This is a genomic window from Thermotoga sp. RQ7, assembly GCF_000832145.1.
Lineage (GTDB): Bacteria > Thermotogota > Thermotogae > Thermotogales > Thermotogaceae > Thermotoga > Thermotoga neapolitana.
Genome location: NZ_CP007633.1, coordinates 1,221,525 through 1,246,237 on the forward strand (window position 1 = coordinate 1,221,525; position 24,713 = coordinate 1,246,237).

Genomic DNA, 24,713 nt, shown 5'->3' on the forward strand with positions numbered 1-24,713 from the left:
ATCGATTGTGTGGATAGACTGTAAATCCATAGCGAAGTCCATCGAAGAAGACGTCAGAAAGAGAGTGGATCTGCTTTTCTTCACTCCAAAACTCGTCAGCGTGGTGGGAACGGATGATCCTTCCACCGCTTCGTATCTCAGATCTCAGAAAAAAAAGGCAGAAAAACTGGGAATAGATTTTGAAATAATCAAAACGTCTCCGGGAGATTTTCTTTCCACCCTGGAGAAACTCGCTGAAGACAAAAATGTGAACGGTGTCTTCGTTGCAAGACCCCTGCCAGAGGGACTGGATGAAAAACGGGTGTTCTCTGCCGTGCCCGTTGAAAAGGACGTTGAAGGTGTCAATCCTGAAAACCTTGGATTTTTGCTCTATGGAGAAGAGACCTTCCCACCGTGTACCGCAGAGGCCGTTGTGAAAGTCCTAGAGAGTGTCACTGAGATTTCAGGAAAGAAAGTTACGATCGTTGGAAGAAGTGTTACCGTGGGAAAACCTCTTGCGATTATGCTTCTGAAGAAGGGAAGAGACGCCACCGTCACCGTTTGCCATTCCAGAACGCAGAATCTTGGGGAAATCACAAGGGCCAGTGATATCGTCGTCGTTGCCGTCGGAAAGGCCCATTTCCTGAAAAGAGACATGGTGAAGGAAGGAGCCATCGTGATAGATGTTGGGATCAACTACGTGGATGGAAAATGGTGCGGAGATGTGGACTCTGCCGTTGAGGAGATAGCACAGGTTACACCCGTTCCCGGTGGTGTGGGTCAGATCACAACCGCTCTTTTGTTTGAACACGTGGTGAGAGCGGCGGAGCGTCAGAAAGCATGAGAGAGATCGTCTACACCGTCACGGAGATAAGCGAGTATATAAAAAAGCTGCTTGAAGAGGATCCTTATCTCGTCAACGTGAGTGTATACGGTGAAATCACCAATGTGCGCCCTAGAAAGGGCCACATTTTTTTCTCGCTGGTCGATGAAAACGCAAAACTGGATTGTGTCCTGTTCGGTGGGGACAACATGGGAATCCGTCTTCAAGAAGGAAAGATGGCTCTCGTCGATGGCAGCATAAGTGTTTACACACCACACGGAACGTACAGGTTCGTCTGTTCGAACATAAGGTACCTCGACCACATCGGAACTTATCAGATGAAGTTCGAAACGACCCTGAAAAAACTACTCGAAGAGGGCCTTCTGTATCGTCCCAAAAGACCCCTTCCCAGATTTCCAAGGAGAATCGGTGTCATCACCTCCAGAAGTTCAGCGGCATTCCACGATGTGATAAGAACGGCAAAGGAGCGAAAATCCCCCGTTGAGATATACCTCTTCCACACTTCCGTTCAGGGAGATTCTGCGAAGAAAGAGTTGATAGAAGCCTTGAGGAAAGCAAACGAGTACGATCTGGACCTTGTTCTGATAGTCAGAGGCGGTGGATCCAGGGAAGATCTGTGGGTGTTCAACGAAGAGGAAGTGGTGCGAGAGATCCTGAAAATGAAACATCCTGTCGTGACGGGAATAGGACACGAGATAGATCGTGTCATAGCGGATTTTGTGGCAGATGTATCCATGCACACACCAACAGGAGCAGCCGAATACGTCCTTCCCGATCTCAGAGACGTCCATGAAGAACTGAAAAATCTCTATGAGAGAATGAAAGATGCCGTGCTGGAGAAGATAACACGTGAGGAAGAAAGACTGAACAGACTATTTCATTACATCAAAGCGGCAGCGAAAAGAAAGTATGAAATAAACAAATTGACAGCCATCAGGGTCAAAGAAATGGCTGGAAAACTCAGGAGTCTGGTGTTGAATTCTGTGAGAAGAAAACAGGAAAGGGTGGAACATCTCTTCAGAGTCCTTGAGAGTCTGAAACCAACAAGGTTTCTCGACAAAGGATTTGTTCTGGTGAAAAAGGAAGGCAAAATCGTGAAAGAGGCTGCCTCTTTGAACTCAGGAGACATCGTGTTTCTTATCTTCAGAGATGGTGAAAAGAAGGCGAGGGTGATCTAGGTGGACTTCGAAGAAATGATGAAGGAACTGGAAGAGATCGTCAACAGACTCGAAAGCGAAGACCTGTCTCTTGAAGAGTCCATTGAACTCTTTCAAAGAGGTGTGGAACTCTACAAAAAGTGCAGGGAGATCCTTCAGAAAGAACAGTTGAAAATCATCGATGTTCTGAAAGAACTGGAAGGTGATGAAGATGATGCTGGACGAAATCAGGAAGATGAGTCATGAAGAACTGAAAAGTCTCGCTGAGGAGATAAGACAGAGGATCGTAGAGGTGGTTTTGAAGAACGGGGGGCACCTTGCTTCCAATCTGGGGACGGTGGAACTCACACTCGCTCTGTACCGCGTCTTCGATCCCAGAGAAGACGCTGTGATCTGGGACACGGGGCATCAAACGTACACCCACAAAATACTGACGGGACGAGACGAACAGTTTCACACCATAAGAACTTTCGGTGGCCTGAGCGGTTTCGTCACAAGAAGAGAGTCACCACTGGACTGGTTCGGTACAGGACATGCTGGTACCTCCATAGCGGCTGCCCTTGGTTTTGAAAAGGCCTTCGAATTTCTCAAAGAGAAAAGACACGTGGTTGTCGTGATAGGAGACGGTGCTCTCACATCTGGTATGGCGCTCGAGGCGCTGAACCAGCTCAAAAATCTCAACTCGAAAATCAAGATAATCCTCAACGACAACGGAATGTCCATCTCACAGAACGTGGGAGGGCTTGCATACCATCTTTCCAGACTCAGGACAAACCCCATATACCTGAAGGGAAAAAAAGCCCTGAAGAAGGTGCTCGAAAAAACCGAGATAGGCTTCGAGTTGGAAGAAGAGATGAGATACTTGAGAGACGGGTTGAAGGGATTGATACAGGGAACCAACTTCTTTGAAGCACTAGGTCTGAAGTACTTCGGGCCCTTCGACGGTCACGACGTAGAACTCCTCGAAAGGGTTCTGAAGAGAGTGAAAGAATACGATTATCCGTCGGTCGTTCACGTTGTGACGAGAAAGGGCAGAGGGTTCAAAGCAGCAGAAGAGGATCCCACAACGTACCACAGCGCCTCACCCGTTGGAAAACCAAAAAGGCTATCCTACAGTGAACTTCTGGGATACACCCTCTCTAAGATTGCAGAATCCGACGAAAAGATCGTTGCCATAACAGCGGCCATGGCGGATGGTACAGGACTTTCCATTTTTCAGAAGAATCACCCCGAGCGCTTCTTCGATCTGGGAATCACAGAGCAGTCGTGTGTCACTTTTGGTGCGGCGCTGGGACTTCAGGGGATGAAACCGGTTGTTGCAATCTACTCCACGTTCCTTCAGAGGGCCTTCGATCAGATTGTTCATGATGTGGCCCTTCAGAATGCTCCGGTTCTCTTCGCGATAGATCGCTCTGGAGTTGTTGGGGAAGATGGGCCCACACACCACGGTCTTTTCGATATCAACTATCTTCTCCCAATTCCGAACATGAAGATAGTATCTCCATCTTCTCCTCAAGAATTCGTGAACGTTTTATACACCGTTTTGGCCAATCTTGATGGTCCTGTTGCTGTTCGCTATCCTAAGGAATCCTTCGAGGCAGATCTCAACTCACTCTTTGAGAACATGAGAGAGATAGACCTTGGCTGGAAAGTGGTCAGAGAAGGAAAAGACGCGGCGGTGATCGTCACCGGAACTCTTCTAAAAGAAGTGCTCAGGATCCCTCTGGATGTCACGGTGATAAACGCTCTCACCGTGAAACCTCTGGATACACATGTTCTGAGAGAGGTTGCACAGAACCACAGGCTCATATTCACCGTCGAAGAAGCCATGAAGATAGGGGGATTCGGCTCCTACGTTGCTCAAAAGCTCTGGGAGATGGGATGGAAGGGACGTGTGGTGAACATCGGGGTGAACGATCACTTCGTAACCCACGGAAGCAGAAAGGAACTCCTGGAAATGCTGGGACTTGATTCAAAAGGGCTTTCAAAAACTATGCTAACATATATTAAGGTCAGAAGCGAGGAGGGGAAAGCATGAAGATCATGCTTGAACATGGAGAACTCGAAATAACGGTGGAGGCATTGAAGAAGATCGTGTATCTTGCAACGGTTGAAAGCTACGGGACGGTCGGAATCGGAGAATCGCGTTCATTCTTTGAGAGGATCTTCGGAGGGGACAAAGGCATCAAGATTGAAGAACTCGAAGACTCTTCTCTGAACGTCGACGTGTACATAGAAGTTGAGTACGGAGTAAACATAAAAGAAGTTGCCAGAAACATCGCCGATAACGTGGCACACAAACTCAAGACACTGGCCGGTTGTGAGAATCTGAACATAACCGTTCATGTGGTAGGCATCAAATGAAACGGAGGTAGAGATCTTGAAAAAGATCACCGGAAGGTTTTTGAAAACCATCATAAAGAAAGCAACGGAAAACCTTCTAAAACACAAAGATGAAATCAACGCCCTGAACGTTTTCCCTGTTCCGGATGGAGACACGGGCTCCAACATGTGTTCGACGATGCTGGAAGCGTGCAAGTACATAGACAATCTCAAAAGTGATGACCTCTCAGAAGTGTGGAAGGCAATCAAGGAAGGAGCACTGATGGGGGCGCGTGGGAACTCCGGTGTCATACTCTCTCAAATATTGAGAGGACTGGCAGACGCCTCTCCGGAGAACTACATCACTCCAGGAGATTTTATCAAGATGATATCGAACGCAAGGAAAGTCGCGTACAGTGCCGTTATGAGACCCGTTGAAGGTACCATGCTGACGGTGGTGAGGGAACTCGACGAGAAACTGAAGGGTCGTTCCTTTGAAACGTTCGAAGAGTTGTTCGACCAGATCGTGGAGATGATAAAGGATACGGTGAACAGGACTCCCAGCATGCTCTCCAAACTAAGAGAAGCAGGAGTTGTGGATGCGGGAGCAAAGGGGCTTTACTATCTGTTCGAAGGAATGAGGGATGCGATCAAAGGAGATATAGAAGTGAACCTCGAGCAGGTGGAACAGGCCTCAGTGGAAGATCTCAAGAGGATGGCCCTGGAAGAGATAACGAACCAGTACTGCACGGAGGTGGCCGTTCGAAGAGAGCGTGTCTTCGAAAAGTCAGAACTGGAATCCTTCTTGAACGAGATAGGAGATTCCGTTGTTCTTGTAGAGCAGGACGATATCTTCAGACTGCACGTTCATACTAATCATCCGGGTCAGGTGCTTGAGAAGGTACTGGATTTCGGCGAAATAATTAAAGTAAAAGTGGACAACATGAAACTTCAGCACGAACACATCATATCCGCCCAGGTCGAAAAGGAAATAGGTGTGGTTGCTGTCTCTCCCGGGAAGGGAATTTCAGAGATCCTGAAAAGTCTGGGTGTTGACGAAATAGTCCCTGGTGGCCAGACGATGAATCCCAGCTTTGCCGATCTTAAGGCAGCGGTGGACAAAACACACGCGAAGGTGGTCTTTCTCTTTCCAAACAACGCCAACGTTCTTCTCACAGCAAAACAGGTGGCGGAATCGGTGGACGACAAAAGGGTTATCGTCGTTCAGACGTCACACGTTCAGGAGTGTGTTGCCGCGATGGTGGAATACGACCCTGACGAGGATCCTGAAGAACTAAAAAGAAGGTTCGAAGAGGCGATCAACCAGTGTGTTCCCATTTCCATCACAAGGGCGGTCAGAGACTCCAGATACGGAAAAAGGCGTATAAGGAAAGGTGAGTACCTCGTCTTTGTGAGAAAAGAACTTTTAGCGCACGGATTCAACCTCGTGAAGGCATTGAAGGACGTTCTGGAAAAGGAGAACGCAAGAGAAAAAGAGATCCTCACCGTTTTTCTTGGTGACAATTATCGAAAGGCAGAACTCGAGAAGATACAGAACCTCATAGGAGAGGAATTCCCGAACCTCGATCTTGAAATCCACGAGGGTGGACAACCCCATTATCCGTTCTTGATGCTTTTGCAATGAGGGGTGAAAACATAAAGGCAATTGTTTATCTTCCGCTCGATCCGGATAAAGCGAAACAGAACAATCTTCCAGTGAAACTTCCCGTTCTTGCAGAAGACCTTCCCAGAATAGTGGAAGAAGATCGTATCCCTCTCGATGTTGTCCTGAGAGGGCTAGAAGCACAGTACGAAGTATCAAAGGATGAGTATTACAGGTCCTACTACGTCTTCTTCCTCTACGAAAAGTTCAAGGAGCTTCTTCGCGAGCAAAGGTTCGACGAGGCAGAAAAGATCCTGGAAAAAGCGAGGGAAGTCCAATACGATTATCGCTACCACTTCTACAGAGGGCTCCTTCTCAAGCACAGGGGAAATCTTGGCGAAGCCGAGGTTGAAATGCGAATAGCAACATCCATGAAGGAAGACTTCGCGCCGGCTTATTTTGAACTCGCGAACATACTGAAAGAAAAGGGTGAAATAGAGGACAGTCTTCTCTTCTACGAAAAGGCCCATGAAACCAACAGAGATTTTCTGCTTCCGCTCCTGAAGAAAGGAGATCTTCTTCTCGAAGAAGGAAGATTCGAAGAAGCCCTTGAAGAGTACAAAAGAATCCTTGAGAAGGATCCAAACTTCACAGAGGTTTATGAAAGACTCGGGGTCATCTACAATCAACTTCAGCGTTTCAAAGAGGCAGAAAAATTCTTCAGAAAAGCGCTGGAAGCAGAACGAAAGGATCATGTGGAGTTCAACCTCTCCTACACCTTGATAAAACTCGGCAGGTTGTTCGAGGCACTGGGCATTCTGAAAAGACTCTACGAGAAGACACCCGACGATCCCATGCTGGCAAACGAGTACGGACTTCTTCTCAAAACACTCGGCCTGTACGAAGAGGCCCTCGAGGTGTTTGAAGAAGCTTACAGCCGGCACAGAGACGAAGAAATCGTGAAATACAACTACGCTACGATTCTTCTTCACTTCGACAGGGAAAAGGCTATCTCTGTCCTGTCGGAGATCACAGGAGAACTCAAAGAAAGGGCAGAACACATGATTGCTCTTGCAGAGAGCAAGGTGAAAATACCAACCTTTGAAGAATTCGAGTGGTTGAGGGATTATTTCGATGAAGAGGGCGTCATCGATGTGGTTTCCCTGGCGGAGGATCTGGCCTCTTCAAACGAAGAAGTCCAGAAGAGGATCGATGCACTCAGAGAAGGACAGTTTCCGTTTTACGATACGACGATCGACACATCAGAAATGATCGAAACCATGATGGGCATCATCTTCGAATCGCCTGACATATTCAAAATGGAAGAAAATGTCGTGAAGTTCACTTCGGCTTTCTTTGGCAGTTCCATCATGATCGCTTCGAGTCTTGTTCTTGTTCGAATCGTGCAGCATCTTCTGGTGTTCAAGGATCTGCTCATGGACGATCTTTTGAGAGAGATTGTGGCAGAAACTCAGGATATAAACTGGCGATTTGCTCTGAGAATAGCCAGGTTCAGGCACGCGGACAAATTCGATTTCGAGAAGCTCTCCGATCTCGTTGTGGCACTTCTGCAATCTCTGGAGCAGGGTGTTCCCGTTGCCGACGATGACAGACTGAAATACGTGATGGAAAAACTACGCATAAAGGAGGGATGACGATGCTTGATAAACAGAAGTTCGTCTCAAAACTTGTAACAACAAACGATACGAAGATAGTCCTGCTTGTGATGGACGGGCTTGGAGACATTCCGGTGAACGGCAAGACTCCCCTTCAGGCAGCCAGCACACCGAATCTCGACAGCCTGGCAAAAGAGAGCGACCTTGGCCAGACCGTTCCAGTCCTTCCCGGCATCACTCCAGGAAGCGGTCCTGGACACCTTTCACTTTTTGGATACGACCCCATAAAGTATCAGATAGGAAGAGGCATCCTTGAGGCGCTGGGTATAGGTGTTGAAGTTGGTGAAAAAGATGTTGTTGCCAGAGCAAACTTTGCAACCTGGGACGGGAACGTGGTGCTCGACAGAAGGGCAGGAAGGCCTGCCACGGAAGAATCTGCGAAGGTGGTTCAACTTCTTTCAGAAAAGATCAAGAAGATCGAGGACGTGGAAATCACGTTCTATCCCGGTAAAGAACACAGGTTCGTGGTGAAGTTCACCGGTGAAGGTCTTGGCGACAGAGTAACGGACGCAGATCCCCAGAAAGAAGGGCATCCGATGGTCTGGGCAGAAGGGCTGGATGAACCTTCGAAGAAGACGGCAAGGATCGCCAACGAGTTGATCAGGAAAATAGCAGAGGTTCTGAAAGACAACCCGAAGATAAACTTTGCCCTCATCAGAGGATTTTCCAAATATCCTGATCTTCCCAAATTCCCGGAGATCTACAAGTTGAGGGCTGGAGCCATCGCAACCTATCCGATGTACAGGGGCCTTGCGAAACTTGTGGGAATGGAGATAATCGAAACGGGACAAACCGTCGAAGATGAAATCAACACTCTGAAAGAAAAATGGAACGATTTCGATTTCTTCTACGTTCACGTGAAGAAAACGGACTCTTACGGTGAAGACGGAAAGTTCGATGAAAAGGTGAAGGTGATAGAGGAAGTTGACAGAGTGATACCGGAGATCCTCGCATTGAAACCGGACGTTCTTGTGATCACAGGAGATCATTCCACGCCCGTTCCACTGAAGGCCCACAGCTGGCATCCCGTTCCTCTTCTCATCTGGTCCAGGTACACGAGAAGAGGTTTGTCTCAGGCCTTCAACGAATTCGAGTGCGCAAGAGGTACCCTTGGAACGATACACGCCAGCGACGTCATGACGCTTGCTCTTGCGTACGCTGGAAGGCTGGAAAAGTTCGGAGCATGATATTGATCTTCTTTTCTCTGTGTCTGGGGGCGCTTCTGGGCGCCCTCTTTCGTTTTCCCTGGTATGTGTTCTTTCCCGCTGCAATTCCACTCTGGAGAAAAAACAAAGAAATTTCAATTGCTGTGCTCTTCATCCTTTCTGGTGCCTTCTTGTACTCACTTGGAACACTTCCACCTGGAAACTACGAACTTGTAGGACTTGTGGAAGGATCCCGTGTGACACGTGTGAAGGTATTTCAGGGAGAGTGGAAAAAGGTCCGCCCTATCAGGATAAGAACCTCAAAAGATGGGTTCATCTACGCGGTAGGGTACTACGACGGCAGCATCTTTCATCCATCCTACTTGAAAGAACTGGAGAAACCTTCTCTGAGAAGACTGAGAGAAGAGTTTTCAAAAGAAGTGCGGGGAACAGCCTTTTCTCTTCTCTTTGGAGAGAAAGATAACGCCGTGTACAGAAGTGGACTTGGTCACTTTTTTGCCGTTTCAGGTCTTCATGTGGGAATTGCCTTTTCTCTTTACACAACGCTCATTTCTTTTTTCACATGGAGGCGGATGTATCAAGAGCTTGTGGCTCTCCTTCTTCTAATTCCCTACGTGCTTTCCGTGAACACCCCCTCTGTTTTGAGGGCCTATCTGACCATACTGCTCTGGAAAGTTCTCAGGACACTTGGTTTCAAAACAACTCCCTCTTATATAACGGCAACGGTGGGGTCTTTGATGATCGTTCTTGACCCCACCGTTCTTTTCACTCCCTCTTTTCTTCTGTCCTTTTTCGTGACACTGAGTATCCTGAACTCGAAGAACATTTTTGAACTCGTCGTGAAAGCCTACCTTGCTTCCCTTCCATTCCTCTGTCTTTTCTTCGGTGAAACGAACGTTTCGGCACTCCTTTTTTCTATTCCGATGTCTTTTGCCGTGATACCTGTTACGTGGGTTTCTCATCTTTCCTTCCTTCTTTTTCTGCTGGGCCTGAAGACTCCATCGATGGTAGCAGCAGACGTAGCAAACATCGTATCGTTTCCTGTGGATGTACTCGTAAGACTTTCGAACATGATGCCCATCATCCCTCTTCCGAAATTTCTGTTCTTTGTCCTGATTCCGGTGCCTTTGATTCTTCTTTTTGACATTCGGGGCATAATCCGTAGAACTTCAGGTCGTGCCATTTTATGACGTACCCCGTCTTTTCTGAAATGTCCGACACGATCTTTTTGACCTGTTCTGAGTTGATCTCGACTATTTTTCCGCATTTCTGACAAATCACATGCTGATGCGATTCGCGTGTGCTTCGATCTATCAGCTCGTATCTGTACAGTCCTTCTCCGAAGTTTAACTTTCTCAAGAACCCAAGTTCGACCAGAAGTTCCACCGCTCTGTAAACTGTGGCTTTGCTTACTCTGACGTTTCTGTTCAAAAGTTCCCGATAGACTTCATCCACACCCAGATGCCTTCCTTTGGATTCAAGAAAGATCTTGAGGATCATTTCCCTCTGAGCGGTGATTCTGTATTTCCTTTTTTTCAATTCATTTCTCAGTTCTTCGTACATCGAGGCACCTCCTTTTCTGCTTCATAGGTTCATAATGGGTTTGATATCTATCTTCCATCCTGTGAGTTTTGCTGCGAGCCTGGCGTTCTGGCCACCTTTTCCTATGGCAAGAGAGAGCTGCGTTGGCGGTACAAGTACACGCGCCGCTCTGTTTTCTTTGTCGAGTATCTCCACTTCTATGACGGTGGCAGGGGCCAGGGCGTTCGCTATGAGCTGTTTTGGATCGTCTGACCATTTCAAAACGTCCAGTTTTTCACCTTTGAGTTCTCTGAGTATGGCTGCGATCCTGGAGCCACCCTCACCTATGCACGCACCTATCGGATCGACATTTGGATTGTTGGATGTCACAGCCACTTTCGTTCTCACACCAGGTTCTCTGGCGATGGCTTTTATTTCCACGATGCCATTTTCTATCTCCGGAATTTCCAGTTTCATGAGTCCGATGACGAACTCAGGCACCCTTCTGCTTACAAGAATCTTTGGGCCTTTTGTCGTTTTCACTACGTCGATGATATAGACCTTCACCAGGTCTCCCGGCTTTATTTCCTCACCGGGGATCCATTCTTTCTTTGGAAGCCTGGTTTCTAGTTTTCCAATTCGGATGTCTGCCCAATCGCTCGTAACTCTTATCACCTCAGCGGTTGTAACCGTTCCTTTGAGTTCTGAGTACTTTTCGAACTGTTTTTCCTTCTCCAGTTCTCTAATCCTCTGAATGAGCACCTGTTTTGCGGTTTGGGCTGCGATTCTTCCGAAGTTTTTGACATCAAGTTCTTTTCTGATGATCGAACCTATCTCTGCTGTTGGGTCGAGTTTCTTTGCCTCTTCCAGAGAGATCTGAGTGGTGGGATCCTCCACATTTTCCACCACTTCGAGTAACTGATACACCTTTATATTTCCGGTGTTTCGGTCTATCACCACTTCGACATTTTTTGAACTTCCAAAATTCTTCCTGTAGGCGCTCACCAGAGCCTTTTCCAGAATGGGAATAACCTCTTCTTTGGATATTCCTTTTTCTTCTTCAAGCTGATCCAGAGCCTCGAGCAAGCCTATGTTCATGGGAACACCTCCTTAAAATTCTATTTCCAGATTTGCCTTCCTCACATCTTCGATGTCTATCTCATGTTTTCCCTTCTCATCGGAGATGGTTACTATTCCATCGACGAAGGATTCGATTCTTCCTATGAACGTTTTTCCATCTTTTGTGATGATTTTCGCAAGTTTCCCGGTGAATCTTTGATAATCCTTCGGACCCCTCAAGGGTCTGTCGAGTCCAGGAGACGACACTTCGAGAGTGTACGAATGCTCTATGAGATCTTCTCTATCCAGAAACCTCTCCAGTTCTCTGGAAAAGAGTTCGCAGTCTCTCACACTCACGTATCCCACCGGGTTGTCTATAACGACCCTGAGGACCCAGCCTCTGCTTTCTCTTCTGTACTGTATGTCGAAGATTTCCAGGCCTTGCTTTTCAGCAATTCTTTCCGCTTCTTTTCTAACCTTTTCTACAATCATCTCTTCGAACATACTATCAACCACCCCCTAGTGAACGAAAAACCGGGACACAAAGTCCCGGCCTTTCTCTGGCGGAGAGGGTGGGATTTGAACCCACGGGTGGCTTTTGGCCACCACACGCTCTCCAGGCGTGCGCCTTAGACCCCTCGGCCACCTCTCCTCTCCGTACCAAGAAAGTATTATACACTTGTTTTTTCAATAATTCAAGAGGAGCGTGTTTGTTTTTTTAATTTCATGCATTTGAAAGGAGAACCGAACAGAAAGATTGAAAAATTTCTATACTTTGTTTCCATACCTCTAAGGAAGTATTGAAACATGTCCTGACCTTCTTCAACCTGCCTTTTGATATCGGTTTCCATACCTCTAAGGAAGTATTGAAACGTTCATCACGAAGGTGTACACTTACCTGATCATGCAGTTTCCATACCTCTAAGGAAGTATTGAAACCTTTATCAGATGATCAAAAGGCTTGAAAAGGAGGATGGTTTCCATACCTCTAAGGAAGTATTGAAACCCGTTGGATTTCAAAGAAATTATACCACAAAGCATTTCAAAAAGCAAGAGTACATGAGGACATACAGAGAGTGTTTCATCACAGGTGATTCTAACACACAGAAAGACCCAGTCAAGTACTGTTTGGAAAAATGGAATAATTGCATAGTCAATGAAAAACCTAAAGAAAGACAAAATCAAAAGATAAATTATCCTAACCTAGGTCAGGCCATTTTGAGGTGTTTTATGTGAAAATCAACTAGTTCCCGTTTTCACAAATTTACTCAAAAAGGTACTCCTTAAAAGGTTAGAGACTAAGTATATGGTTTCTTTATTTGTGCCAGATACATGAACACAGATGAAGACATATTCTCATATCCTATTTCATATTCTCGCTCACTATTCCATTTTCCATGCATACATCACCTCTCTCAAACCCGCATGAATTTTTTCGTTACCGGTAATTGCATACTCCACATCCTTCTTCTCATGCCCGTTACAATCACCACCCGCTTTGTGAATAAATGGAACTTACCGTGGTTTAGTGAATAAAAAATAGTTGCTAGCATCTTATATATTTCCTTCTAAGTTTCCATAGAGTTCAATGTTAACCTTCTCTTAATTGTTCCCGTTTCAAAACACTGGTACAATAGATCTAAAATGAATAAGACCCGACGGAGGAGCGCCCGAGATGAGTAGGCTGTCCCTTCAGGGGAGGAATCGGGGGCAGCTGAAAGGCGAGGGCGCCGAAGGGTATAGGGTTCCTCCCGCCCTATACGCCTGGGGGTATGGGGAACACCCATGCCACTGTCACGGAGGTCTCTCCGTGGAGAGCCGATCGGGTCTGGAATCGAAAGAATGATTTCAGACCTGATTTGGCGTCTCTTCGGGGAGCGAAGAGACGCTTTTTTTATTAAGACCAGGGAGGGAAGAAGATGAAAGTAGGAGTGGTAGGTGCTACAGGAGAAGTTGGACGAGCGATGGTAAAGGTTCTTGAGGAGTTCAACGTTCCGGTTACAGAACTCAGGCTGTTTGCCTCCGAAAGATCCGTGGGAAAAGAGATTGAGTTCAGAGGAGAAAAGGTAAAAGTGGAACTCCTCACAGAGGAAGCGATGAAGTGGGATTGCGATTACTTCCTGTTTTCGGCGGGTGCAAGTGTTTCACGGAAATTTGCACCCATAGCCGCTGAAAACGGAGTCACGGTGATCGACAACTCTTCTGCTTTCAGAATGGAAAAGGACATACCCCTCGTTGTTCCCGAGGTGAACGCTCATCTGCTCAAGGGGTACACAGGCATAATAGCAAATCCCAACTGTTCCACGATACAGATGATCCTGTCCATATACAAGTTGCACGAAGTTTATGGAATAGAAGAGATCTTTGTGGCAACATACCAGTCCGTTTCAGGAGCAGGTCACAAGGGTATCGAAGAACTTCTATCCCAGGAAAGAGGAGAGAATGTTGTCAGAGTGTTTCCAAAGCCAATTCACAGAAATGTCATTCCCCTCATAGGGGATGTTCAGGACAATCTCTTTACACAAGAAGAGATGAAGATGATAAACGAAACAAGGAAGATCCTCAACGATTACTCGATAAGGGTTTATCCAACAACCGTGAGGGTTCCTGTTCTTTACGGCCACTCCGAAGCAGTTATGGTGAGATTGAAGAGGCCGTTTGAGTCACTGGAGAAGGTGAAAGAGATCATAGCATCGGGAGAAGATGTTGTTGTGACGGATGATCTGGTGACAGCCGTTGACGTTGCCGGAAAGAACGAAACGTACGTCTGCAGGCTGAGAAAGGGGGACGAGCGTTCCATCCTGTTCTGGAACGTGGCGGACAACATCCGTGTGGGTGCCGCAACCAATGCGGTGAGAATCTTGCTGAAGCACGCAAAGATGAACGGAAGGATGTGAAAAAGTGGTCTGCTATTCTGCGAACGGAAACACTTTCCTGATGGTAGACAATACCGAAAAAAAGATCTCCGAGAACGAAAAGCCCGATTTTGTGCGAAATCATGTTGGTGATCTGGATGGTGTGATATTCGTAGAAAAAGTGGGCGAGAAGTTCTTCATGGATTATTACAATCGTGATGGAAGCATGGCAACCTTCTGTGGAAACGGTGCCCGTGCTTTTTCGCAGTATCTGATAGACAGAGGATGGGTGAAACAGAGAAAATTCACCTTTCTTTCAAGAGCGGGGGAAATAAAGGTTTTCCTGGACGATGGAATCTGGGTGAGGATGCCTGCTGTTTCAGAAGTGAAAGAACTCGAAGTGGACGGTTACAGGGGACATTTTGTGGTGGTGGGGGTTCCCCATTTCATTCTTGAAGTGAAGAACGTGGATGAAGTGGATGTGGAGAAACTCGGAAGGCTCTTGAGACACAAAACCAATGCCAACGTCGACTTTTATGAGGTTGCCCAGGGCTTTCTGAAGGTAAGAACGTACGAACGTGGTGTGGAGAGGGAAACGAAAGCCTGTGGAACTGGTGTAACTGCTGTTTTCTTCGTGCACCACAGCAGAACAGGTTCTAAGGAGATGAAAGTTCTGGTACCCGGGGGAACGCTTTTCCTCAGAGAAGAGAATGGGGAAATCTATTTGAAGGGGGATGTGAGAAGATGTTCAGAGGAGTAGGAACTGCGATCGTCACACCTTTCAAAAACGGAGAACTCGATCTGGAGGCTTACGAGAGACTGGTCAGGTATCAACTTGATGGTGGCGTGAGTGCGCTGATCGTTCTTGGAACGACAGGAGAAGCTCCCACGGTGAACGATGACGAGAGGGAAAGACTTGTCTCAAAAACTCTCGAAATCGTTGATGGAAAGATTCCCGTGATTGTGGGTGCCGGGACGAACTCCACGGAAAAAACCCTGAAACTTGTCAAACAGGCAGAAAAACTTGGAGCCGACGGTGTGCTCATAGTCACTCCCTACTACAACAAACCCACTCAGGAAGGGCTCTACCAGCACTACAAATACATTTCAGAAAGAACAGACCTGAAGATCATCGTCTACAACGTTCCGGGAAGAACAGGGGTGAACGTTCTTCCGGAAACCGCTGCAAGGATAGCATCCGATCTCAAGAACGTTGTCGGAATAAAAGAGGCCAATGGAGATATCGACCAGATAGACAGAACAGTCACCCTTACCAAGAGCGCAAGAAGTGATTTCATGGTCTGGTCTGGAAACGACGACAGAACGTTCTATTTGCTGTGTGCAGGTGGAGACGGTGTGATCTCTGTGGTGTCCAACGTGGCACCGAAACAGATGTCTGACCTTTGTGCCGAGTTCTTCAGCGGAAATATCGAAAAAGCAAGGGAGATCCACAGAAAACTCAGACCACTCATGAAGGCCCTCTTTGTGGAGACGAACCCAATACCTGTAAAGGCTGCTCTTTCTCTCATGGGTTATGTGGAAAACGAGTTGAGATTGCCTCTTGTTCCCGCAAGTGAAAAGACTGTGGAGCTCCTCAAGGGAGTTCTCAGGGAGAGTGGTCTGTTATGAAGTATGGAATCGTGGGGTACTCCGGGCGTATGGGACAGGAGATTCAAAAGGTATTCTCCGAAAAGGGACACGAACTCGTCTTAAAGGTGGATGTGAACGGCAAAGAGATAAAAGACTCACCCGACGTGATCGTGGACTTTTCCTCGGCGGATGCTTTACCAGAAACCGTTGATCTGTGCAGAAAATACAAATCTGCCCTTGTTCTGGGGACCACTGCCTTGAAGGAAGAACATTTCGAGATGCTGAGAGAACTTTCAAAAGAAGTTCCCGTCGTTCAGTCTTACAATTTCTCCATAGGGATAAACGTTCTGAAAAGGTTCCTTTCGGAACTTTCGAAGGTTCTTTCAGACTGGGACGTGGAGATCGTGGAGGCGCACCATCGTTTCAAGAAGGACGCCCCCTCCGGAACTGCAATCCTTCTGAAAAATGCCCTGGGAAAGGAAGTTCCCATTCACTCTTTGAGGATCGGTGGAATACCCGGTGATCATGTGATCGTGTTTGGAAACGTGGGTGAAACGATAGAGATAAAGCACAGGGCGATCTCCCGAACGGTCTTCGCCATAGGAGCATTGAAAGCCGCTGAATTTCTCGTTGGAAGAGAACCTGGTTTTTACAGTTTCGAAGAGATCGTGTTTGGAGGTGAATGAAGTGGATGCAAGAGAGATCATAGAGATGATAGCAAAGTCAAAAAAGAAAACTCCCATTGTCGCTTACATAAAGGGAAAACTCGATGGGATAGATTTCTCTAAATTCAAGTTTTTCGGTAACGATCAGTTTGGAGTTCTTTTTGGAGAGTACGAGGACTTCAGAGAGTTACTCGAAAAGTATGGTGAAAAGATAGAAGACTACCATCTGGAAGTGAAGGCAAGAAACTCCGCCCTTCCTCTTGCAGACATCACCAAGTACAGGGCTCGAATCGAACCGGGTGCGATCATAAGGGATATGGTGGAAATCGGTGAAGGTGCCGTGATCATGATGGGAGCAGTGATAAACGTTGGAGCGGTGATTGGTGAGGGAACAATGATAGACATGAACGCTGTCGTGGGTGGAAGGGCCATCATAGGAAAGAAATGTCACATTGGAGCGGGTGCGGTTATCGCCGGTGTTATAGAACCTCCAAGTGCAAAGCCGGTGGTAATAGAAGATGAGGTGGTCGTTGGAGCAAACGCTGTGATACTGGAAGGTGTCACGGTTGGGAAAGGGGCTGTAGTGGCTGCCGGAGCCGTTGTAACAAAAGATGTTCCGCCGTACACCGTGGTTGCAGGTGTGCCTGCGCGTGTGATAAAGCAGATAGACGAAAAGACAAAGGAAAAGACAAGGATCGTTGACGAATTGAGAAATCTCGAATGACGGAGGTTGTTGAGATGAAACTGGTGGTACAGAAGTATGGTGGTAGTTCAGTTGCCACTCCGGAGAGGATAAAAAATGTTGCAATGAGGATAAAGAAGAAGGTTGAAGAAGGTTTCAAAGTGGTTGTTGTGGTCTCTGCCATGGGAAAGACAACCGACGAACTCATAAAACTTGCAAAAGAGGTCTCACCAAAACCCGACGCAAGAGAACTCGATATGCTCCTGGCAACGGGAGAGCAGGTTTCCGCTGCTCTGCTTTCCATGGCTCTGAAGGATCTCGGTGTGAAAGCAAAGTCTCTGAACGCCTTTCAGGTGAGGATAAAAACCACACCGCATCACACGAGTGCTCGCATCATGGACATAGACGATAGTGTGATCATGGAAAACCTCAAGGAGCACGACGCTTTGGTTGTAACCGGTTTTCAGGGAGTGAACGAGAAGGGAGATCTCACCACACTCGGACGTGGTGGATCGGATACATCGGCGGTTGCCCTCGCCGCAAAGTTAAGAGTTCCCTGTGAGATCTACAGCGACGTGGATGGTATCTACACGTGCGATCCCAGACTCATCCCGGGGGCAAAAAAGTTGAAGTACATAACTTATGACGAAGCCCTTGAACTCACTGCACTCGGGGCGAAAGTGCTCCATTCCAGGTCCGTTGAGATTGCCAAAAAGTACAGAATACCTGTGTACTGTGCTTCTTCTTTTGTTGAAGAGGAGGGAACCATGGTGGTGGAAAGACTTCCCGAATGGTTGGAAGAACCTGTTGTGACGGGTGCAACAATTTCCCACGGACAGATAAAGGTTTCGATCTCTTTTCTTCCAAAAGAGGCAGAATACATCACTGCCATATTCGAAGAGGTGGGAAAGCGTTCTCTGAACGTCGATATGATCTCCCTTGTTCCATCGAACGGAAAGGTGTTTCTGTCTTTCACAATACTGGAAGATCACAAAGACGATCTCGACGAGGCGCTCAGAAATGCCTTGAAAAACGTTGAAGGCTGGAAATCCTCCTATGAAGAAGGCTTTGCCAAACTCTCAATCGTCGGTGTTGGAATGAGAACAAGTCCTGGAGTTGCGGCAAGGTTCTTTAGCGCTTTGAAGAGGGTTGGTGTTACTCCAGAACTCGTCACCACGTCTGAGATAAAGATCTCCTGCCTTGTGCCAGAAAAAGATGCTGAAAAAGCTCTGAAGGCGGTGGTTGACGAGTTCGACCTGGCTGAGTAATCATACCGGAGGAGGTGCGTGTCATTAAAACACCGATCACAATGGAAGCACTGAAAAAAGCAGCGGAGATCCACGGGACACCTCTTTATGTGTATTTTGAAGAAACAATACGTGAGCGTGCTCAGAGAGTAAAAGAAGTTTTTCAGGGAATAAACCTTCTTCCCACCTTTGCCGTGAAGGCAAACAACAACCCCAATTTGCTTGCAATTCTAAAAGAAGAAGGCTTTGGAATGGATGTGGTGACAAAGGGAGAACTCTTCGCTGCCAGACTCGCTGGAGTTGATCCTTTTCTGATCGTCTGGAACGGAAACGGAAAGAGCAAGGAGGAGATGCTCCACTTTTTGAAAGAAGGAGTAAGAACGATCAACGTTGACTCCTTTGAGGAGATGGAGATGTGGGAAAGTCTGAGTCCAGAAGACGTGAGCTTTTTCGTCAGAGTGAATCCGGAGGTGGATGCACGGACTCATCCTCACATCTCCACCGGACTCAAAAAACACAAATTCGGTATTCCTCTGAACATGCTGGACAGTTTCATGAAAAGATTCAAAGGGATGAACATAAAAGGCCTTCATGTTCACATAGGTTCTCAGATAACGAAAGTAGATCCTTTCCTTGAAGCCTATGAAAAGGTGGTAGAAGCCTCCAGAAGATACGGCTTTGAAGAGATCAACATAGGAGGAGGATGGGGAATAGACTACCAGGGAGAAGAACTGAACGTTCAAGAGTATCGGGAAAAGGTTGTACCACTTCTTGATGGATTCAAAAGGGTGTTCGTTGAAATTGGAAGATACATCATCGCTCCTGCCGGCTTTCTAGTGCTGAAAGTCATTCTCGTCAAAAGAGGAGAAAACAAGGTGTTTGTTGTAGTGGATGGTGGAATGAACACACTCATAAGACCTGCCCTGTACTCTGCCCATCACAGGATCTTCGTCTATGGAAAAGAAGGATCAGACTTCAAGGCAGATGTTGTAGGCCCCCTGTGTGAAAGTGGAGACGTGATAGCGTACGATCGAAACCTTCCAGCGGTTGAACCGGGAGATTTCCTGTTTGTGGAAAACGCGGGTGCGTACGGTTACACCATGGCGAACAACTACAACTCGACATCAAAGCCTGCAGAGGTCTTGGTGAAAAAAGATGGCGAACTTGTATTGATAAGAAGAAGGGAAAACATAATGGACATCTTCAAGGACGTGGTGATGTGAATGGACGAAATAGAACTGAGACATCTTCTCCACATGAATCCAGAACCCTCCTTTAAGGAATTCAAGACCCAGGAGATTCTCAAATCGGCGATCCAGAAGATCGGTTACGGAAAGATAATGGAGGTTGCCGGAACAGGCCTGGTCGTTGAGAAGAAGGAAACAGAGGGACCCTACGTTGTGTTGAGGGCGGAAATGGACGCACTTCCCATCAAAGAGGAGACAGGATGGGAATTTGCCTCAAGAAACGACTACATGCACGCCTGCGGTCACGACTTTCACATGAGTGCCCTCTTCGGTGCCATGAAACGATTGAAGACTGTACGAAAGAATTTCCTCTTTGTTTTTCAGCCTGCCGAAGAAACCGGTGGTGGCGCAAAGGAGGTTGTTGAGTTTCTAAGAAAAAACTACACCATCAAAGCCGCTGTTGGATTCCACGTGACGGACGAGTACGATGTGGGGACGGTGGCGTCGAGAGCCGGGGTGTTGTTTGCCTCGGCGACGGAATTCGATGTATACTTTAAAGGTGTCCCTGCTCACATTGCCTTTGCCGAAAAAGGAAAAGACGCTTTGAAAGTGGCTGTTTCTTTCCTGCACTGGCTTTATGGCAGAAAGTGGGATGCCCTCGTTGGTGTTGGGAAAATCGTTGGTGGTCGGGTGAGAAACGTGGTTCCTTCAGAGGTGAAGATAGAAGGTACCATAAGAGCAAAATCGTTGAAGATAGCAGAAGAAATATTATCAGAGATGAAGAATCAACTTTTGAGTCTCAAAGATAGTTCTGGTGTTGATTTTTCTCTCGAAAAGGGAAGTGTCTATCCGGAGGTGAAGGTCAACGCAGACCTTCTGGAGATATTGAAGAAAACCTGTGAAAGATTGAACCTCAGGTTCATCGAATGCGAAATGAAGAAGACTGGAGAAGACTTTGGATACTTCACGCAGGTGTTTCCATCTCTTTCCTTCTGGTTTGGTGTGGGAGAAGGGGAAAAGAGAGTTGGACTTCATCATCCTTGCTTTCTTCCAAAGGACGAGTACATACCTCTGGCATCTGAGCTTCTTGCCTTTCTTGCGGAGGCAATATGAGGAGTGTGAACGAGATGAATCTGGAAGAGATTGTCGAACAGTTGAAAGCAAAAAAGATCAAGTTGACGACACAGAGAATGGAAATCATAAAGTTCGTATCGAAGATGGAAAAAGGACACTTCGAAGCAAAGGAACTGTTCTCTGTCCTTTCAAAAAAGATACCATCCCTTTCCATAGCAACGCTGTACAGCACCCTGTACCTTCTTGTGGATCTCGGTGTGATATACTCTTTCAGCGATGGGCAGAAAACTATCTTCGACTTCAACCCTGCACCACACGGACACTTCGTATGCAGGATCTGTGGAAAGATAGAAGACATCGAGATAAAAAAACTGGATCTTGAAAAGATCAGGGGAAAGAGAGAGAAGATAGAAATCGTCATACGTGGTGTGTGTGAAGATTGTCTGAAGAGGGTGAAAGATTGAGGTTTTTCACCCAGTTGTTGTCTATTCTTCTGATAGTTGTGGGCACAATTGGATTTATAGGATGGGTGGCTTTTTATTTCCTTGAACCCTACATTTCCACTTTTCTGGGGGTTAGCGTTCCGAAGAACTTTCTTGCGGTGTTGCTTTCTTTGTTTCTTCCGTTTCTCTTTTCGGGAATTTCCTTGAACTATTACACTTCTTCTGGAAAGAAATGGCTTGCGGTACTTGGTTTTCTTCTTCTTTTTCCTTCCCTGGTAGCCCAGCTCTATGGTCTTTACGTCTTTGGAAATCTTGTTTCCAGACTCATCGGTGTATACGTTCTCTTTTTACTCTTCACCGTGGTGTTGCTTGCCTTCTTTTTGACTGTCATCAGGAGGGATGAGTCCTGAAAGTCCTCGGTGTTGTGGTTGAATACAACCCGTTCCACAACGGCCACCTCTATCATCTGACACAGGCTAGAGAGATCGTAAAACCTGAATACACAATTGCTGTGATGAGTGGGAACTTCTGTCAAAGAGGAGAACCTGCGGTGATAGATAAATTTGCCCGCGCCGAGATTGCCCTGAAAATGGGGATAGACGTTGTCCTGGAACTTCCAACGACTTTTGCCATCCAGGATGCGGGTGGTTTTGCGTTCGGTGCTGTGAGTCTGCTCGACGCAACTGGTGTTGTCACAGATGTTGTCTTTGGAAGCGAGTCCAACGATATAGATTTCCTGTGGCAGGTGGCGAAAATCCTTTTTGAACAGCCTGAGGAATACAAATCGTTTCTGCATGAAGAATTGAAGAAGGGCCATTCTTTTCCAAACGCGCGCAAATTTGCTTTGATGAGGTACTTTTCCCTCAAAGGATGGAACGAAAAGAACGTTCTGAGACTCGAAAAGTCCAACGACATCCTTGGAGTTGAATATCTTCACTCTGCCCTTCGAATAGGATCTTCGATCAGGTTTCACACGATAAAGAGAGTGGGAGCAGAAGAAAAGGACGGTTCTTTCAAAGGAAAATTCTCAAGCGCCACAGCGATCAGAAATCTTTTGAGAGAGGAAAAGTGGAGCGAGGTCAGAGAATCCCTTCCTGAAGCGTCTTACGAGATCCTGATGAGAGAGTTCAAAGAGGGAAGAGGCCCTGTGTTTCTGGAGCACATGGGAGATTTCATGCTGGCGTTTTTCAGGTTGAAAGACAGAGAATACTTTGAAAAAATACACGGGTTTTCCGAGGGGCTGGAAAAAAGGTTTCAAGAGTGTGCCAGACAGACGGGGTCGTACAGAGATTTCCTGGAGTGCGTCAAGGCGAAAAGATTCACTTTTTCACGAATAAGAAGACTGTCTCTCTTCTCTGTTCTGGAAATGAGCAAGGAATTCGTTGAAAAAAGCAACGAAAAGGGGCCTCAGTACATCAGAGTGCTTGGTTTCACTGAAAGAGGAAGAAGGATCCTGGCGATCATGAGAAAGAAAACAAAACTACCCATCGTAACCAACATGTCTCTTTACAGAAAGGTGCTGGAAAAAACAGACCTGCCTGTGGATAGAAACCTCTTCATTGAGCAACTGAAACTCGATGTGAAGGCAACCAATTTTTACTCCACGTTCTTTCCGTCGAGGGAAGAAAGATGCGGAGAAAGGGACTTTGCAATTCACCCGGTTTTTTTGAGGGCAGAGACATAGAACGGTGTAAGGGTCTCGTCTGGTAGCATCAGAAATCCAAAGCCGTCCCACAACCCTTCTACTCCGTAATCCTCCAATCTTTTTCTCAAATCGATCACTTCAACATCAGGGGTTTGCTCAGCGAAGGCTTTTATGACCTCTGTGTTCTCTTCTTTCGTTATGGTGCATGTGCTGTACAGCAAGATGCCTCCTTTCTTCAAGAGTTTCCACGACTGAGAAAGTATTCTAAACTGTTTTTCCGAAAGTTCTTTGAACTCTTCTTTTTTTGCTCTTCTCAACACCTCTGGATGGTTTCTTGCCGTCCCAAGAGAAGAGCACGGTGCATCCACAAGGATTCGATCGAACTCATCTTGAATGAACTCCGTGAGGCGCTCCGCATCTGCGAGTTTGATCTTCACAGAGGAAAGTTTCAGGCGTCTCACGTGTTTTTCGACCAGTTGTAACCTTTCCATGCTCACGTCTGTTGCCAGAATTTCACCTTTATCCTTCATCAGTTCAGCAATGAAGGTTGTCTTTCCACCCGGAGCAGAGCATGTGTCCAGTACTTTCATATTCGGTTCCAGATCCATGAGGAGCGGTACGATCTGAGAAGATTCTCCCTGAACCGTGGCAAGGCCTTCCGTTATGACCTTCGAATCGTTCAGAGGTACTCCCAGTTTCTTTATCACAACAGAAAATGGAGAATGTTTTCCATAAATAGCTTCTGTTCCCTCTTTTGAGAGGATCTCTATGACTTCCTCTCTGGTCGTAACAAGCGAGTTCACACGAAGCACGGTTGGAAGCGGTTTCTGATACCACTCCATGATCCTCAGCACAACTTCTTCTGGAAGAAAGGACCTCCAGTAGTCGACTAGCCACTTTGGATGTGAATAAACAAGATGAAGGTCGCTGGGAGGTGGGACACTCTTCACTCTTCTCAGCACAGCGTTGACAAGTTTTTTGAAGTTTTCGTTTTTGACCAGTTTCACCGTTTCACTCACTGCGGCGTAATCCGGCACACCATCCATGAAGAGAAGCTGATAGACTCCCATTCTCAAGGCTACCCTCACGGCTGGTGGAATGTCTGGATTTCTGAGAAGTTGGTTTATATACCAGTCCAGGAGTTCTTCCTTCCTCATGACTCCCCACACGAGTTCCTTGAGGAATCTCCTGTCTCTATCGTTCAAAACAGAGAGGACGCTGTCCACGTCCTCTCTGTCCAGAAATTTTTCCTTTTCATACTTTCGAAGGAGCCTGTAAGCGAGTAATCTCACGTTTGTTCTCATCTTCTATCACCAAAAAGTCCTGCCAGAGCTATCATTCTGAGAAGCTGGAGGAATGCTGTCAAAGACGAAGCAACGTATGTGAGGGCGGCTGCACTCAGAACCTCTTTGACGCCCTTCAGTTCGTACTCGGGCATCAGCATAGAGGTTTCAAGAAGTTTCACCGCCCGTCTGCTGGCGTTGAACTCCACAGGAAGAGTGATCAGTGTGAAGAGCACTACCAGTGAAAACAGGATTATACCCAACCTTATCAAAAACGGTGTGTAGAAGATGAGACCGAAGAGGAAGATGAACCACGAGAGGTTCGATCCCATTGCAACCGCCGGTACCATCATGTTTCTCAAAGCAAGCAGAGGATACTTTTCTGCATCCTGCATGGCATGCCCCACTTCGTGAGCCACAACTCCAAGAGAGGCAACAGAGGTTCCTTTGAAGTTCTGTGGAGAGAGTCTGAGAACTTTCTTCACAGGGTCATAGTGATCGGAGAGAAATCCAGAAACGACTTCTATTTTTACATTGTAAATACCTGCATTTTCAAGCAATCTCTTTGCGAGTTCGTACCCTGTGAGTCCCAGAGAGGATCTCACCTGTGAGTACCTGGCGTAAGCTGTCTGAACCCGTATCTGTGCCCAGAGTGCCAGCAGCAAGCCCGGAATGAGTATGATGAAGGTCGGATCAAAGAAGAAGAACACACTAT

General features: G+C 46.8%; 25 protein-coding genes, 1 tRNA gene, 1 CRISPR repeat array and 1 riboswitch. Of the genes, 20 read left to right on the forward strand and 6 right to left on the reverse strand.

Annotation, left to right across the window (positions count from 1 at the left end):
* The first annotated feature begins 7 nt into the window (after positions 1 to 7).
* From TRQ7_RS06125 to TRQ7_RS06165, 9 genes are all read left to right on the forward strand, one after another.
* Positions 8 to 823 (forward strand): bifunctional 5,10-methylenetetrahydrofolate dehydrogenase/5,10-methenyltetrahydrofolate cyclohydrolase, encoded by an 816-nt coding sequence (locus tag TRQ7_RS06125; protein ID WP_041844242.1) that lies wholly within the window; start codon positions 8 to 10, stop codon positions 821 to 823.
* Positions 820 to 2,001, forward strand: coding sequence for an exodeoxyribonuclease VII large subunit (gene xseA / locus TRQ7_RS06130; protein ID WP_015919451.1), 1,182 nt, complete (start codon positions 820 to 822; stop codon positions 1,999 to 2,001). Before TRQ7_RS06125 ends, xseA begins: the two co-directional genes overlap by 4 nt.
* Positions 2,002 to 2,226, forward strand: a complete 225-nt coding sequence (locus TRQ7_RS06135) for an exodeoxyribonuclease VII small subunit (RefSeq protein WP_015919452.1) — start codon at positions 2,002 to 2,004, stop codon at positions 2,224 to 2,226.
* Positions 2,192 to 4,018 (forward strand): 1-deoxy-D-xylulose-5-phosphate synthase, encoded by a 1,827-nt coding sequence (gene dxs / locus TRQ7_RS06140; RefSeq protein ID WP_041437623.1) that lies wholly within the window; start codon positions 2,192 to 2,194, stop codon positions 4,016 to 4,018. Before TRQ7_RS06135 ends, dxs begins: the two co-directional genes overlap by 35 nt.
* Positions 4,015 to 4,344, forward strand: a complete 330-nt coding sequence (locus TRQ7_RS06145) for an Asp23/Gls24 family envelope stress response protein (RefSeq protein ID WP_015919454.1) — start codon at positions 4,015 to 4,017, stop codon at positions 4,342 to 4,344. The genes dxs and TRQ7_RS06145 overlap by 4 nt, the downstream gene beginning before the upstream one ends.
* 16 nt (positions 4,345 to 4,360) lie before the next feature.
* A complete protein-coding gene (locus TRQ7_RS06150) occupies positions 4,361 to 5,947 on the forward strand; it encodes a DAK2 domain-containing protein (protein ID WP_041844243.1) in 1,587 nt (528 codons plus the stop codon).
* A 71-nt stretch (positions 5,948 to 6,018) separates the two neighbouring features.
* Entirely contained in the window at positions 6,019 to 7,560 is a 1,542-nt protein-coding gene (locus TRQ7_RS06155; RefSeq protein ID WP_236681686.1) for a tetratricopeptide repeat protein, read from the forward strand.
* Positions 7,561 to 7,562: 2 nt separating this feature from the next.
* Positions 7,563 to 8,768 carry a 2,3-bisphosphoglycerate-independent phosphoglycerate mutase gene (locus tag TRQ7_RS06160; RefSeq protein WP_015919457.1) on the forward strand — a complete coding sequence of 402 codons (1,206 nt, stop codon included), beginning with the start codon at positions 7,563 to 7,565 and terminating at the stop codon, positions 8,766 to 8,768.
* A complete protein-coding gene (locus TRQ7_RS06165) occupies positions 8,765 to 9,937 on the forward strand; it encodes a ComEC/Rec2 family competence protein (protein WP_015919458.1) in 1,173 nt (390 codons plus the stop codon). Before TRQ7_RS06160 ends, TRQ7_RS06165 begins: the two co-directional genes overlap by 4 nt.
* Here TRQ7_RS06165 and TRQ7_RS06170 read toward each other — a convergent pair.
* The 4 genes from TRQ7_RS06170 to TRQ7_RS06185 form a co-directional block, all read right to left on the reverse strand.
* Positions 9,828 to 10,310: a Fur family transcriptional regulator gene (locus TRQ7_RS06170; protein ID WP_015919459.1), complete on the reverse strand. Its 483-nt coding sequence runs from the start codon at positions 10,308 to 10,310 to the stop codon at positions 9,828 to 9,830. The two genes, TRQ7_RS06165 and TRQ7_RS06170, sit on opposite strands and share 110 nt — an antisense overlap.
* A gap of 21 nt (positions 10,311 to 10,331) precedes the next feature.
* Positions 10,332 to 11,366, reverse strand: a complete 1,035-nt coding sequence (nusA, locus tag TRQ7_RS06175; RefSeq protein ID WP_041844244.1) for a transcription termination factor NusA — start codon at positions 11,364 to 11,366, stop codon at positions 10,332 to 10,334.
* Between the two features lie 12 nt (positions 11,367 to 11,378).
* Positions 11,379 to 11,831, reverse strand: coding sequence for a ribosome maturation factor RimP (gene rimP, locus TRQ7_RS06180; RefSeq protein WP_015919461.1), 453 nt, complete (start codon positions 11,829 to 11,831; stop codon positions 11,379 to 11,381).
* A 57-nt stretch (positions 11,832 to 11,888) separates the two neighbouring features.
* Positions 11,889 to 11,979: transfer RNA gene (locus TRQ7_RS06185), tRNA-Ser, on the reverse strand.
* A gap of 125 nt (positions 11,980 to 12,104) precedes the next feature.
* Positions 12,105 to 12,333: a CRISPR direct-repeat array (repeat unit 30 nt; unit sequence GTTTCCATACCTCTAAGGAAGTATTGAAAC).
* Between the two features lie 645 nt (positions 12,334 to 12,978).
* Positions 12,979 to 13,157: riboswitch (Lysine riboswitch) on the forward strand.
* Between the two features lie 89 nt (positions 13,158 to 13,246).
* Here TRQ7_RS06185 and TRQ7_RS06195 point away from each other — a divergent pair.
* The 11 genes from TRQ7_RS06195 to TRQ7_RS06245 are packed head-to-tail and all read left to right on the forward strand — an operon-like array spanning position 13,247 to position 22,754.
* A complete protein-coding gene (locus TRQ7_RS06195; RefSeq protein ID WP_041844245.1) occupies positions 13,247 to 14,224 on the forward strand; it encodes an aspartate-semialdehyde dehydrogenase in 978 nt (325 codons plus the stop codon).
* Positions 14,225 to 14,228: 4 nt separating this feature from the next.
* Positions 14,229 to 14,942 (forward strand): diaminopimelate epimerase, encoded by a 714-nt coding sequence (gene dapF, locus TRQ7_RS06200; RefSeq protein ID WP_015919464.1) that lies wholly within the window; start codon positions 14,229 to 14,231, stop codon positions 14,940 to 14,942.
* Entirely contained in the window at positions 14,927 to 15,811 is an 885-nt protein-coding gene (gene dapA / locus TRQ7_RS06205; protein WP_015919465.1) for a 4-hydroxy-tetrahydrodipicolinate synthase, read from the forward strand. Before dapF ends, dapA begins: the two co-directional genes overlap by 16 nt.
* The gene (dapB, locus tag TRQ7_RS06210; RefSeq protein WP_015919466.1) at positions 15,808 to 16,458 is read left to right on the forward strand and encodes a 4-hydroxy-tetrahydrodipicolinate reductase; all 651 of its coding nucleotides are present in this window, start codon (positions 15,808 to 15,810) and stop codon (positions 16,456 to 16,458) included. The genes dapA and dapB overlap by 4 nt, the downstream gene beginning before the upstream one ends.
* Before the next feature lies 1 nt (position 16,459).
* Positions 16,460 to 17,161, forward strand: coding sequence for a 2,3,4,5-tetrahydropyridine-2,6-dicarboxylate N-acetyltransferase (gene dapD / locus TRQ7_RS06215; RefSeq protein WP_083941426.1), 702 nt, complete (start codon positions 16,460 to 16,462; stop codon positions 17,159 to 17,161).
* A gap of 14 nt (positions 17,162 to 17,175) precedes the next feature.
* Entirely contained in the window at positions 17,176 to 18,387 is a 1,212-nt protein-coding gene (locus tag TRQ7_RS06220) for an aspartate kinase (RefSeq protein WP_041844246.1), read from the forward strand.
* Between the two features lie 14 nt (positions 18,388 to 18,401).
* Positions 18,402 to 19,589, forward strand: coding sequence for a diaminopimelate decarboxylase (gene lysA / locus TRQ7_RS06225; protein WP_255347881.1), 1,188 nt, complete (start codon positions 18,402 to 18,404; stop codon positions 19,587 to 19,589).
* Positions 19,590 to 20,666, forward strand: coding sequence for a M20 family metallopeptidase (locus TRQ7_RS06230; RefSeq protein WP_041844248.1), 1,077 nt, complete (start codon positions 19,590 to 19,592; stop codon positions 20,664 to 20,666).
* The gene (locus TRQ7_RS06235) at positions 20,663 to 21,091 is read left to right on the forward strand and encodes a Fur family transcriptional regulator (protein WP_015919471.1); all 429 of its coding nucleotides are present in this window, start codon (positions 20,663 to 20,665) and stop codon (positions 21,089 to 21,091) included. Before TRQ7_RS06230 ends, TRQ7_RS06235 begins: the two co-directional genes overlap by 4 nt.
* Positions 21,088 to 21,480, forward strand: a complete 393-nt coding sequence (locus tag TRQ7_RS06240; RefSeq protein ID WP_038067410.1) for a hypothetical protein — start codon at positions 21,088 to 21,090, stop codon at positions 21,478 to 21,480. The genes TRQ7_RS06235 and TRQ7_RS06240 overlap by 4 nt, the downstream gene beginning before the upstream one ends.
* The gene (locus TRQ7_RS06245; protein ID WP_041844249.1) at positions 21,477 to 22,754 is read left to right on the forward strand and encodes a nucleotidyltransferase; all 1,278 of its coding nucleotides are present in this window, start codon (positions 21,477 to 21,479) and stop codon (positions 22,752 to 22,754) included. The genes TRQ7_RS06240 and TRQ7_RS06245 overlap by 4 nt, the downstream gene beginning before the upstream one ends.
* On the opposite strand, the gene TRQ7_RS06250 is transcribed toward TRQ7_RS06245, so the two are convergent.
* Together TRQ7_RS06250 and TRQ7_RS06255 are read right to left on the reverse strand one after the other, a co-directional pair.
* The gene (locus TRQ7_RS06250) at positions 22,724 to 24,019 is read right to left on the reverse strand and encodes a 16S rRNA (cytosine(967)-C(5))-methyltransferase (RefSeq protein WP_015919474.1); all 1,296 of its coding nucleotides are present in this window, start codon (positions 24,017 to 24,019) and stop codon (positions 22,724 to 22,726) included. The genes TRQ7_RS06245 and TRQ7_RS06250 overlap by 31 nt on opposite strands.
* Positions 24,016 to 24,708 (reverse strand): zinc metallopeptidase, encoded by a 693-nt coding sequence (locus TRQ7_RS06255; RefSeq protein ID WP_015919475.1) that lies wholly within the window; start codon positions 24,706 to 24,708, stop codon positions 24,016 to 24,018. The genes TRQ7_RS06250 and TRQ7_RS06255 overlap by 4 nt, the downstream gene beginning before the upstream one ends.
* Positions 24,709 to 24,713: the final 5 nt, after the last annotated feature.